Raw genomic sequence first — 12,940 nt, forward strand, 5'->3', positions numbered from 1 at the left:
ATTGCTGTATTTGGTTGTCAATGTTCGGATGATGTTTCTATTATTAACGGTCTTCTTAATGTTTGTAAAGGGGTTTAACGACAGTAAAACTGATTGAAGTCATCAGGAAAGCTGATTAAATGATTGACAGGGGCGATCGCCCCCGCGCTAAAAGATATGCCAGGGCGCTCTTCGGCGCACCTCAACCCTAACGAACGGGAGCGATGGGAGGTGGAGAAGGTAGAGAAACAGGAGCGAGGGCAGGTGGAGAGACTGGTCTGCGAGGAGGTGAACCACTGCTGAACTGCTGGAGTTGCTGCGGGGTGAGCGATCGCAAAATTCTCAGTCCGAGAGTGTCTTCGGAGATGCTTAAAGCGTAGGAGGGCTGCAAATACGGGCGGAAATTTGATTTGTTGTTCAAATAGGTTTCCATGAAAGCTAGGCTCAGTCCGCTGACGTAGCGACGGGCTAAAGCTGGTTCGGGCCCGATCGCCTCTGCTGGTGGCAGAAAGAGGCTTTGAGGGGAGTCCTCGATCGTTGAGAAGTGAGTCCCGTTGTTCATCAGTACCAGATATTTGTTGGGCGATGTCAGCCAAGTGAACGGTTGAATTTGTTCGAGCAAAGCGGGGGCGACGGTATCGGCGCTGCCTGCGATGATCATGACTGGGATTTTGATTTGGCTGAGGTTTGTGTCTCCGAGAATGCTACTGACGATCGGGTTGATGGCGATCGCCGCTTTGACGCGCGGGTCCCCGAAATTGTACTGGTTGCGCTCTAGGCCGCGGGCGCGGCACTGCAACAGCAGGGAGAGGTTCCAAGTTTCGTTTTCGAGCTGACAGTCGTTCTCTAGCTGTGCAAAATTAATCCCCGCCCCGGCTAAAGCTAAAGCCGTATAGCCACCGAAAGACTGACCGATGACGCCGACTCGCTGCAAGTCGAGCTGCCCTTGGTAGGCCGGATCGGTTGTAGAAAGTTTGGTTAAATAATCGAGCAGGTCTTTGATGTCGAGGGGGCGATTGATAAATTCTGCTGGTTCTGCTAGTTCATTGGTTCTGCCTGTTACTAAGTTTTGGATTTGTTGGGCGTTGCTGCCGGGGTGTTCGGGGACGGCGACAGCAAAGCCGTAGGAGGCTAGGTGTTTGGCTAAATACTGGAAGGAAATGCGATCGGAACCTAAACCGTGGGAAATTACTACTACTGGGGCCGGTTGCGGGCTCCGCTGTGGCAAGTAAATGTCCATATTAAACGTGCGATCGCGATTCGGACTCGTCAGAGTTACCGATGATTTTTTCCAAGTATAGGGGCCCGGTAGCTGGGGCTGCAGCATTACGGCGGGCGGTATGGTGGGTTCTAAGGCTGCTTGTGCTTCCGACAACTGGGCGACTCCGGCGATCGTCTGATTGGAACGGTTGATCAGCGATGTCAGCTCGTTGGCTATACCCAAGCCGCGGGTGATGTCAATCCTGATACCGTAAGTGGGGAATTTCCGCAGCACGTTGACGATTGTCAGGCCTTCTGGATCCGAGGCTGCTAAAATCAGGGCGGCTCGGATGGCATAAAATCCCGGCTGCCGAGCTTTGGTTTGAATTAGTCTACCGAAGCGTCTCAGCAGCACTTCTCCTTGAGGCGTGTAGAGGAATTGGGCGATAGTCACATGGCTGATTTCAGCTTTCGCTTGCAGGGCGCTGCGAATCTCAGCTAGCTGAGATTCATTGGCGTACTGAGCGAAGCCGTCCAAGTTCGAGTCTATTTGGCCTTCTTTGGCGAACAGTGCCAGGGATTCGATCGGCACAGATACTTCTACCGGCCCGTAAGTTACGTAAATTCGCTCGGCTCCCAAAGCCGGTGCGGCGGTGCAAACAGCCGTGAATGCAAACAATCCTAAGTATTTTGGGGCGAGCAACCGCCGAGTGCGAAGGGCAGCAGTGGAGAGACTTGGAAACAAACAGTTCATAACTTTCACACCTAGGACTTCTAATAATTAGTCGGTGAAACGAGGTAATTTTTTTTACCAAGATTTAATGCCCAAAAATCGCTCTGTTACTTCGGAAATTAGGTTATCTTGGGAAGCATAGCCTAAAAGTAATTTTCTGACTTGACAAGGCTAGCTGAAATTTAAAATTCAACCCCGAGGGGTTAGTCGATTTGAAATTTTAGACGGAGGCGTGAGACGTTTGGCGAGCGCGAGCGTCGAGTCGCGCGAGCGTCGAACGATTTGAGATTTTAGATTTACTCAACAGATGAATCTGGGAGCTTGAACAAGAGTGTAAAATTTTGGGAGCTTCACGACTCCTGTCGGCGGCTTGTATACGTCTTTGGGCGAGGGGTCAAACCTAATGGAATGCCGATTGATTACTTTTTCAGCTATGCAAGATATTTTCGATCAAGTTTGTAACTACAGTCTGAGTGAGAGGATTTATGATGTTCAATGCAACTGCTATCCTGATTGACGCTTTTGTTCAAGAGCTGCAGGCCGGCTACCGTCGCACCTACGGCAAGTACAAGCCTGACTACCCTGAAATTATCGCCTGGGCAGGGACTATGGCTCTGGAAAATATCGCTAACTGCGATGCTCTATACCACAATGTGGAACATACAATGCTGGTGGCTTTGGTAGGACAAGAGATTCTCCGCGGCAAGCATATTCGCGAAGGAGGAGTGTCGCCGGAAGATTGGCTGCACTACCTGATCTCACTGCTGTGCCACGATATCGGCTACGTCAAAGGTGTTTGCCGCCAAGACCAAGAAGCTGTGGGACTCTACGCTACGGGTATTGACGGGGGCATGGTTCCTGTGGCTATTGGCGCCACTTCTGCCAGTTTAACTCCTTTTCATGTCGATCGAGGAAAACTCGTAATTGACGAACGCTTCGGTGGCCACACATTAATTGATGCCGAACAAATCAAGCGCAATATTGAATTGACTCGCTTCCCAGTTCCTGCTAGCGAAACTCATCAAGACAGAAACAATTATTCTGGACTCGCTAGGGCCGCCGATTTGATCGGTCAGTTGAGCGACCCCAATTACCTGCGAAAAATAAGTGCTCTGTTCTACGAATTTGAGGAAGTCGGCACTAATAAAATCTTGGGCTACAAGTCGCCGGGAGATTTGCGGCAAAATTACGCCAAGTTTTATTGGAATGGAGTTTTTCCCTACATTCCAGCAGCTTTGAACTACTTGGAATTGACCCAGGGAGGCAAACAGATTATTGCCAACCTCTACGCCAACGTATTTCAGGTAGAACACGCTGAACCGCTCGCTTTCAAGCATAATGCTCAAGACTTCATCAAATCTGGCTCCACTAGCAACTTGAACGGCGAAAAAGATGGTGAGAATCTTCAACCTTCCAGGTCCGGAGAAAACAAGAAATTTACCGAGTTTCCCAACTTGAATTTGTAATGATTTACGCGCCGAATTCGGCAGCTATAAAGGCGAGTCAGTCGATTTGAGATTTGAGACTTCGGCGTGAGACGTTCGGCGAGACGTTCGGCGAGCGCGAGCGTCGAAGGATTTTAGATTTACTCCCCAGATGAATCTGGCAGCTTGAACTATGGTCGAAAATTTTGGGCGGATGGCGACTCCTGTTGTTCACAAGTATCCGTTTTTGGGCGGGGTTATAATTAGGATAACTTTTGATTTTCTAGTTGCTGGCTTTTTTTTAGCTCAAATTGAAATTGATCATCTCAAATCTAAAATCTCTCGGGCAGCAGAGAGGTTGCTCGCTCCTTTTTTTTGAGCTAAAATCGAGAGTAATAATCAAAAATCGAAAATCGAAAATCGAAAACCTTAAATCGATATGGCAGCAAAGATTCAGCAGCAAATTCAACAGTTGAGGCAGCAGCTACAGGAAGCTAGCTATGCTTATTATGTTCTCGATGCGCCGATTATGCCAGATGAGGTGTACGATCGACTTTATCGCCAGTTGCAAGAATTAGAATCAGATTATCCTGAATTAATTACTGCGGAAAGTCCGACTCAGCGCGTGGGAGAACAGCCGGCCACTCAATTTTTTAGCGTCAAGCACAATATTCCTCTCTACAGTTTGGAAAATGCTTTTAATTTTGAGGAATTTGGTAAATGGCAGGAACGCTGGCAAAGAGTAGCACCCTCCCTAACCCCCGGTCAAGAAGGAAATGCACCCCCCCTAACCCCCCCTTATCAAGGGGGGGGACAAGAGGGAATAACATCTTCCATTAGCAATAAGGAAAACAGGGAAATTACTCCCCCCCTTAGCAAGGGGGGGTTGGGGGGGGTTTCCTATGTTTGCGAGTTAAAAATTGACGGTTCTGCTTTAGCCTTAACCTATAAAAATGGGGTTTTAGTTCGCGGTGCGACCCGGGGAGACGGCATAGCCGGAGAGGAAATTACTCAAAATGTCAAAACTATTCGCTCGATTCCTTTAAAGCTCAATTTAGATAATCCGCCTCCTGTTGTGGAAGTGCGGGGAGAGGCTTTTTTGTCTTTAGCTGTGTTTGAGGAAATTAATCGGGAACGGGAAAAAGCGGGGGAACAATTGTTTGCTAATCCTCGCAATGCTGCAGCGGGTACGCTGCGGCAGTTGGATTCTAAAATTGTGGATAAGCGACGGTTGGATTTCTTTGCTTATACTCTGCATTTAGATCGGGGTAACGAGGGTAACACCCAGTGGGAATCGTTGGAATTGTTGCGACAAATGGGGTTTAAGGTGAATCCCCATCGCAAAATTTGCTATTCTTTGGATGAAGTTCGCGAGTATTACGAATATTGGGATACTGAGCGGCGGAATTTGCCTTACATGACGGATGGGGTTGTTGTTAAGATTAATTCGGTTTTACTGCAAAAACAATTGGGTTTTACTCAGAGGTTTCCGCGTTGGGCGATCGCCCTGAAGTATCCCGCTGCCGAAGTCCCTACAATAGTAGAAGCTGTCACCGTACAAGTAGGGAGAACCGGGGCTCTGACTCCTGTAGCGGAACTCAAACCGGTGCAGTTGGCGGGGACGACCGTTTCGCGGGCTTCTCTCCATAATAGCGATCGACTTTCCGATCTTAACCTGCACATTGGCGATACTGTAATTGTCAGAAAAGCTGGCGAGATTATACCAGAAGTTGTGCGAGTTTTGCCGGAACTTCGCCCCCAAAATGCTCAACTTTTCCAAATGCCTAGTTGCTGTCCCGAATGCGAACAGCCTGTGGTTCGGGAAAAGGGGGAGGCCGTTACTCGCTGCATCAATACATCTTGTCCAGCGATTTTGAGGGGTTCACTGATTCATTTTTGCAGCCGGGATGCTCTGGATATTAACGGTGTTGGGGAAAAGTTGGTGCAGCAGATGGTTGATAGCAATCTGGTGCATTCTGCAGCGGATTTGTACGATTTGACTGCGGAAAGATTGATGAGTTTGGAACGCATGGGTAAGAAGTTAGCAGAAAAGTTGGTAAGTGCGATCGCCAATTCCAAAACTCAACCTTGGTCGCGGGTATTGTATGCTTTAGGAATTCGCCATGTCGGCAGCGTGAATGCTCAATTGCTGACAGAAAGATTTACCAATGTCACAGATTTAGCCTCTGCATCAGCCGCAGCTATTGAAGGCGTTTACGGTATTGGACCAGAAATTGCTCAATCTGTTTATCAGTGGTTTCAAGTGCCGGCAAATCAGAGTTTGATTGAACGCTTAATTGCTGCGGACTTGCAATTACAGTCAGAAGTCAAAAGTCAAAATTCAGCAGAGATAAGTTTACCTCTAGCGGGCAAAACATTTGTAATTACCGGAACTCTGCCTAGTCTGAAACGAGATGAAGCCAAAGATTTGATTCAAAAAGCGGGAGGAAAAGTTACAAATTCTGTTAGTGCTAAAACTGACTATGTAGTTGTGGGAGAAGATGCGGGTTCTAAGTTGGAGAAGGCTCTATCTTTGGGAATAGCTCGAGTTTCGGAATCCGAGTTATTGTCCATGCTATAGCCGAAGGAAGAGGGAAGAAGCCATTAGTCATTAGTCATTAGTCATTTGTTATTTTATTGCCAATGCTTTTCGGCCCCATGCTTTTGGGCCCCATTCTCCATGCCAATGCCCAATAATTAATAACCAATAACCAATAACCAGGAAGAAATGTAAGATATGAAATCAAGAATTATGCAATCCCTCAAAGGGAATAAAAAGCGCGATCGCGGGGGAGTATCCCTCCAAGGGATCGATATTTGCAGTCATTGGGTGCTCCAGAGCCCAGTTTCTGAATATACATACTCTTCTCTACCGGCTATTCTCAAAAACAGGCAGGATGCCTGTTCCACAAAAAAGAGTTAAATGTTCCTGTGGGCCGTTGCTCCCAGCCCGCCCATGAGTACAGGCTACTTTTGCTAAAATTTTGTATAATTTGTAAGAATGCTCGATCGCAACTTCCAGCTTAGCCAAATCCCAGCAATCATAGGAGATACATTATGTCGGAAATTCCAGCAGAACAAACACAAACAAACTTACCAACTCCAGAAACAACTACCCAAAGCTCACTTTCTGGGGTGGAAAACGTGAAAAACAGTTTGGTAAACGTCCTAAATAGTTGGAAATTGAAAGTAGGATTAGCAGTTGCTGTACTGTTTGCAGTGTTGCTATTTGCTTTCTACTGGCAGCATATAATTGCAGTCGTAGGTATGAAGAGTTGGTCGGCGCGATCGGGAGCTAACCCGATCGAATGTATGGTAAGAGATACTAATAACGACGAGTATGTCAGTTGCAGCGCCCTCCTCGATCAGCAGATTGTCCCTCTTGAGTGCAGTTCGAGTTTGTTCAACATCGGCTGTCGAGTCAATTACGGAACAGCAGCACCAAATCCGAGACAAATCAACCCTAGATAGAGCATCTGTGGGTTAGAGATGATTGTTGAACGAACAGATTTGCTACTTAAAATATGGGACTTACAAAAAAACTCTCACCGTGAAAATACTCCAGCCATAAAGATCGGAAAACTATTGTTTTTCTTGTTGTAAATTAGCAGGTAATGAAAGTTACCTGCTATTGCCATGAGGTACTATCTGTGATAGAGGATGTGCCGCAGTATATTAATGTGAAGATTTCACCTTTAGCATGGGTCTCAAAGCATCCTCCGCTACTATAATGGATCAGTGCGTTTGCTGATAATAATTGCTGACTATCTTTAATAACATTTACCTCTATAATGGAAACCTAAAAATGTTTAAAATTAACGGCTACCAAATTATTACTCAAATCTACGAAAGTATCAACTCCACCGTTTATCGAGGTATCCGCCAACAGGACAACCAAGCCGTCATCCTTAAATTCCTCAAAGAAGACTATCCTACCCCCTCCGAACTGGTTCGCTATAAGCAGGAATATGAAATTACCCGAAATCTGAATATCGATGGAGTAATTAAAGCTTATGAATTAAAACCCTATCAGAGGACCCTGTGTATCATCCTTGAGGATTTTGGCGCGGTATCTTTACAACAGTTGATGAATGAACGTGGGGACTCAGACAGGGGATTATGGCCCCTACAGGAATTTCTGAGAATTGCTATTAAAACGGCAGAAATTCTAAGCAGTATTCACGCGGCGAATATTGTTCACAAAGATATTAACCCGGGCAATATTGTTTTCAACCCAGAAATCGGGCAACTCAAAATTATAGATTTTGGTATTTCTACTCAATTCACCCTCCAAAATCCTACCCTAAAAAATCCTAACGTCTTAGAAGGTACTTTAGCTTATATTTCACCTGAACAAACAGGAAGAATGAATCGTTTTCTAGATTACCGCACCGACTTTTACTCCCTCGGTGCCACTTTTTATGAGTTACTGACAGGAAAGCTCCCTTTTGAAACCACTGATGCCCTGGAGTTAGTGCATTGTCATATGGCTAAAGTGCCAATTTATCCTCATGAAGTTAATCCAGAAATTCCCAAGGCCGTGTCAGATATTGTAATGAAACTGATGGCAAAAATCGCTGAGGAGCGATACCAAAGTGGTTTCGGAATCAAAAATGATTTAGCAGAATGTTTGCATCAGTTACAAACCACAGGAAATATATCTGATTTCTCTTTAGGGGCTCAAGACATTTCCGACCAGTTTCAAATTCCCCAAAAGCTCTACGGACGCGAAGCCGAAGTAGAAGCACTACTAAAAGCATTTGAGCGAGTAGCGGACAATCCCAAATCCCAAATAGAAATGATGTTGGTGGCCGGTTATTCTGGCATTGGCAAATCATCTCTAGTAGCCGAAATTCACAAACCCAATACCCGACGGCGCGGCTATTTCACCGCGGGCAAATTTGACCAATTTCAAAAGAGTATTCCTTACTCGGCTGTTGTCACAGCCTTTAAGGGATTGGTGCGACAACTATTAACTGAAAGTGAAGCAAAACTTGAACAATGGCGCGAAAAACTTAGAGGTGCTTTTGGTGTTAATGGTCAGGTGATTATTGATGTAATTCCCGAAGTAGAACTAATTGTCGGCGCACAGCCACCCGTGCCAGAATTAGGGGCAAGCGATTCGCAAACTCGGTTTAATATTGTCTTCAGTAACTTCATCCGAGCCTTTTGCACAAAAGAGCATCCCTTAGTCATATTTCTCGATGATTTACAGTGGGCAGACTCCGCGACACTCAACTTAATTGAACTGATGATGACAGATGCAGATATGCAATATCTGTTTTTAATTGGAGCCTATCGGGATAACGAAGTTAGCCCAACGCACCCCTTGATGATGACGCTGGATGGATTGCTCAAAGATGGAGCCACTATCAATTATATTACCTTAGCACCTTTAGAACTAGAAAATATTAGCCAACTGATTGCCGATACATTATATAGGGAAACTGATTCGGTAAAACCCTTGGCAGAATTGGTAATGAGGAAAACAGGTGGTAATCCATTCTTTGTCAATCAGTTTCTCCAAACCCTGTACGCGGAAAACCTGATAATTTTTGATTTCCCGGAGCATAGTTGGCATTGGAATATTGACCAAATTGAGGCACAAAATATTACCGATAATGTTGTAGAATTGATGATAGGCAAGTTAAAGAAACTGCCGGCGCTCACACAGCAGCTTTTACGTTTAGCATCTTGTATAGGTTCTTCTTTTTACTTAAACACTCTTGCGATCGTTAGTGAAAAACCGAAAGAGGTAATTTTTTCTGACTTAGTTGTAGCCGTTCAGACCGGATTCATCTTGCCCACATCAGAGTTAGATGAAAACCTATTAATTCAAGATTATAAATTTCTGCATGACCGGGTACAACAAGCGGCTTATGCTCTGATTGATGACAATCAGAAAAAAGCGGTTCATCTTCAAATTGGGCGGCTGTTGCTAGCGAATGTATCTGCTGAGCAACTACCGGAAAAAATCTTTGAAATAGTCGATCATTTAAACTTAGCTTGGGAATTAATAACTGATGAATCGGAACGGGTGGAATTAGCACGATTGAACTTGGAAGCGGGGAGAAAAGCCAAAGCTTCAACGGCTTATGCCGCTGCTTTAGAGCAATATTTTACTACGGGAATAGAGATGTTGCCGGGAGATGCTTGGCAAGAGCATTATGATTTGACCTTTAGTTTATATCGAGAACGGTCTGAATGTGAATATCTCTGCGGTAACTTTGAAAAAGCCGAAGAGTTATTTGATTTGATATTAACTCAGGCTCACTCTAATTTAGAACGAGCAGAAATTCAGAATATGCGCGTAATTTTATATGATAATAAAGGCAAATATTTAGAAGCTATACAAATAGGTTCAGACGCCTTAAACACTTTGGGAGTCAGTTTGCCCACAGCTAATAAAGCAGAAATTTTGTCAGAATTTGAATTAGAGTTACAGTTATACAGAGCTAGTCTCAAAAGAATCAAGATAGCAGAGCTAATTGATGCACCAAAGATGATTAACTCAGAAATAATAGCCTGTATGAAGCTTTTAGAAAATCTTAGTGGACCTACTTATTTTACTAACCCAGACTTGTGTGCTTTGCACTCACTCAAAATGGCAAATCTTTCTATTGAACACGGCAACTCCGAGCCGTCGGCTTATGGTTATGCTTCCTGGGGAGCTATGGCAGGTTCAAGATTCGCTGATTATAAGGTTGGTTATGAATTTGGTCAATTAGGCATGAAGCTGGTCGAGCAGTTTAATAATGCTAGTTTATCTTGCAAAGTTCTCGAGGTGTTCGGTGCTCATATTAATCCCTGGCGAAGCCATCTTAAAAAAGGTTTTCCTATTCTTAGAAAGGGCTACCAAATAGGTGTACAATTTGTAGATATTTGGGCGGGTTATAATTCTTACCATGTGGTTCTCCAAAGAATTATAGCTGGCGAAAACTTTGAGAGTATTCTGGATGAGTCTAACAAATATCTTGAGTTTAACAAGCAAATCAAAAATTCTGCTTTGGTTGGTATTCAGCAATTATATCAGCATTTTATCTTAAATTTACAGGGATTAACCCTGGACAAATTTTCTTTTAGCGATGAGAATTTTGATGAATATCAGTGCCTCCAAATGTGCGAAGAAAAAAAATTTATGACGGGAATAGTGCCGTATAACCTATTTAAAACACAAATTTTATTCCTATATGGAGATTATAAAAATGCTCTGAAAACCGCAAAAAAAAGCGATGAAATTATCGTTTTTATTTCAGGTATACCCAGTCAAGCCGACCATTATATATACTATTCTTTAATTTTAACGGCTCTTTATCCAACTGCTACCAACTCGCAACAGCAGGAATATGAGGAAATTTTAAAAGTCAATCAACAGAAGATGAAAATTTGGGCTGATAACTGTCCTGAAAACTTCCTGCACAAATATCTACTGGTAGAAGCGGAAATTGCTCGCATTACTGGTCAAGAAATAGAATTAACATGGGACTTGTACGATCGCGCTATTGCTTCAGCTCATGAAAATGAGTATATTCAGAATGAAGCTTTAGGTAATGAATTGGCAGCTAAGTTCTGGTTAGGGAAAGGCAAAGAGGAAATTGCCAAACTTTATATGAGAAAAGCGCATTATGGCTACCAACTTTGGGGGGCTAAGCGTAAAGTAGAGGATTTGGAGCAGAAATATCCGCAGTTGCTACCCAAGGTATCGGCCCAGAAACAAACTGATTTGCAGACTACTGCTATTGGCACAGCTTCTTCAACAACTGCAGCAAGTTCAAATATAGACTTGTCCACAGTTATCAAAGCTTCCCAAGTTCTTGCTGGTGCAATTGTCCTTGAGCAATTATTAGCCAGATTAATGAATATTTTGCTGGAGAATGGAGGCGCACAAACAGGTTTACTGATTTTATCAAATAATGGCAAGTTAACTATTGAAGCGACTGGTCAATTCGATCCACCCAAGGTGGAAGTTTTGCAATCAATTGCTGTTGAAGCCGGGGACGATATGCCAGTGGGGATGTTTAAATATGTCGAAAGAACTCTGGAAGATATAGTGCTATCAGAGGCTACGAAAGAAGGTGTATTTATTAGCGAACCTTATGTTGTGAAAAATCAGCCTAAGTCGGTTTTATGTGCTCCTATTATCAATCAAGGCAAATTGCTCGGCCTTCTGTATCTAGAAAATAATTTGACTACTGGGGCATTTACGCTCGATCGTTTAGAAGTCCTTAAAGTTCTATCTTCCCAAGCCGCTATTTCCATTGAAAATGCCTTGCTGTATCGCACCTTAGAAGATCAAGTCCAAGAACGCACAGCTCAACTAGCTCAAGCTAATCAAGAAATTAGCACTCTCAATGAACTCCTGAAAAAAGACAATCTGCGAATGAGTGCGGAACTCGATATTGTCAAACAACTGCAACAAATGGTGTTGCCAAAACAGTCAGAATTAGAGGCAATTGAAGGCTTAGAAATAGCTGGATTTATGGAACCAGCCGATGAAGTGGGCGGCGATTACTACGACGTATTGCAACAGGATGGTCAAGTCAAGATTAGCATTGGGGATGTCACGGGACACGGTTTAGAAAGCGGCGTGTTGATGATTATGGCACAAACGGCTGTCAGGACGCTTCAGAAAATGAACGAAACAGATCCTGTAAAGTTTTTGGATGTCCTCAATCAGACTCTTTATGATAATCTCCAGCGCATGGAGTCCCCGAGAAATATGTCTCTAGCTATATTAGACTATGCCGGAGGTGTCCTGAAATTAAGCGGACAACATGAGGAAATAATTGTGGTGCGGGCTGAGGGAAAATTGGAGTGCATAGATACGATAGATTTAGGATTCCCCCTTGGCTTAGTAGAAGAGATTGGCGAGTTTATTGCTCAAACAGAAGTGCAGTTAAATCCTGGGGATGTGGTGGTGCTTTATACGGATGGAATTCCTGAAGCTAAAGATATTAATCAAGGGCAGTACGGATTAAAAAGGTTGTGGCAAGTGGTGGTTGAAAATCGTCAGCGCTGTGCCCTTGAAATTCGGGAAGCCGTGATTGATGATGTGCGACAGTATATTGGCACTCAGAAGGTTTTTGATGATATTACTTTGGTTGTGATGAAACAGAAATAGAACTTCTTCCTCGCGAGTTCGGCGGTTGAAACCGCTACTACACAACTAAAGCCCGACTGCGCGGGCTAAAGAATAAACGGGATATTTCAACGGGATTTGGTATAAAATATGGCAGCTTACCAAGGACTTCCGATGAGGGTGAAACTGCTCCAGTAGTAAGGATGAGAAAAATCTTGGTTTGGTTGTTGTATGTTAGTCGGTAAATTCAAGTTGCCCGCTATTGTCACTAACTGACCATTTTCGCTCCGAACTTTACGAGCAATCATCGCCTGTTGAGCAAGTTGCAGAGTTTCTGCCTTAGTTGTGGCTCCTCGCAACTGGTGGTAAAATTCGCTCATCAGGGCCAAAGTGCCTCCATCGTCAACATACCACAAACTGCCTAAAGCAGATTTGGCGCCGGATTTTACTGCTAAACCTCCAAAACCTAACTCTGCGTCCCGATCGCCCAAGGCTGTTCTGCAAGCACTTAATACTAACAAGTCT

Annotated in this window: 6 protein-coding genes; 4 read left to right on the forward strand and 2 right to left on the reverse strand. The window is 44.2% G+C overall.

Annotated features, from left to right (window positions below; all coding sequences use genetic code 11):
* Positions 1–187: 187 nt before the first annotated feature.
* Complete coding sequence (locus ACUVJL_RS40355) at positions 188–1,933, reverse strand: alpha/beta hydrolase (protein WP_445250966.1); 1,746 nt, start codon at positions 1,931–1,933, stop codon at positions 188–190.
* 467 nt (positions 1,934–2,400) lie between these two features.
* Here ACUVJL_RS40355 and ACUVJL_RS40360 point away from each other — a divergent pair, with 467 nt between their 5' ends.
* The 4 genes from ACUVJL_RS40360 to ACUVJL_RS40375 all read left to right on the forward strand — a co-directional run bounded on the left by ACUVJL_RS40360 (position 2,401) and on the right by ACUVJL_RS40375 (position 12,457).
* Complete coding sequence (locus ACUVJL_RS40360) at positions 2,401–3,378, forward strand: Npun_R2479 family HD domain-containing metalloprotein (protein WP_445250967.1); 978 nt, start codon at positions 2,401–2,403, stop codon at positions 3,376–3,378.
* 397 nt (positions 3,379–3,775) lie between these two features.
* Positions 3,776–5,917, forward strand: coding sequence for an NAD-dependent DNA ligase LigA (gene ligA / locus ACUVJL_RS40365; protein WP_445250962.1), 2,142 nt, complete (start codon positions 3,776–3,778; stop codon positions 5,915–5,917).
* A 476-nt stretch (positions 5,918–6,393) separates the two neighbouring features.
* Positions 6,394–6,807 carry a hypothetical protein gene (locus ACUVJL_RS40370; RefSeq protein WP_445250963.1) on the forward strand — a complete coding sequence of 138 codons (414 nt, stop codon included), beginning with the start codon at positions 6,394–6,396 and terminating at the stop codon, positions 6,805–6,807.
* Between the two features lie 334 nt (positions 6,808–7,141).
* Positions 7,142–12,457, forward strand: a complete 5,316-nt coding sequence (locus ACUVJL_RS40375) for an AAA family ATPase (RefSeq protein ID WP_445250964.1) — start codon at positions 7,142–7,144, stop codon at positions 12,455–12,457.
* 116 nt (positions 12,458–12,573) lie between these two features.
* Here the strand turns inward: ACUVJL_RS40375 and ACUVJL_RS40380 are convergent.
* Positions 12,574–12,940 (reverse strand): CHAT domain-containing protein (locus ACUVJL_RS40380; protein ID WP_445250965.1); only part of this gene is annotated, 367 nt, incomplete at its 5' end.

Source organism: Microcoleus sp. OTE_8_concoct_300 (genome assembly GCF_031383065.1).
GTDB lineage: Bacteria > Cyanobacteriota > Cyanobacteriia > Cyanobacteriales > Microcoleaceae > Microcoleus.

Excerpts from the sequence above, each read along its gene's own strand:
- ACUVJL_RS40375 (WP_445250964.1), top strand. The coding sequence starts at position 7,142 with ATGTTTAAAATTAACGGCTACCAAATTATTACTCAAATCTACGAAAGT.
- ACUVJL_RS40355 (WP_445250966.1), bottom strand. The coding sequence starts at position 1,933 with ATGAACTGTTTGTTTCCAAGTCTCTCCACTGCTGCCCTTCGCACTCGG.
- ACUVJL_RS40360 (WP_445250967.1), top strand. The coding sequence starts at position 2,401 with ATGTTCAATGCAACTGCTATCCTGATTGACGCTTTTGTTCAAGAGCTG.
- ACUVJL_RS40370 (WP_445250963.1), top strand. The coding sequence starts at position 6,394 with ATGTCGGAAATTCCAGCAGAACAAACACAAACAAACTTACCAACTCCA.
- ligA (WP_445250962.1), top strand. The coding sequence starts at position 3,776 with ATGGCAGCAAAGATTCAGCAGCAAATTCAACAGTTGAGGCAGCAGCTA.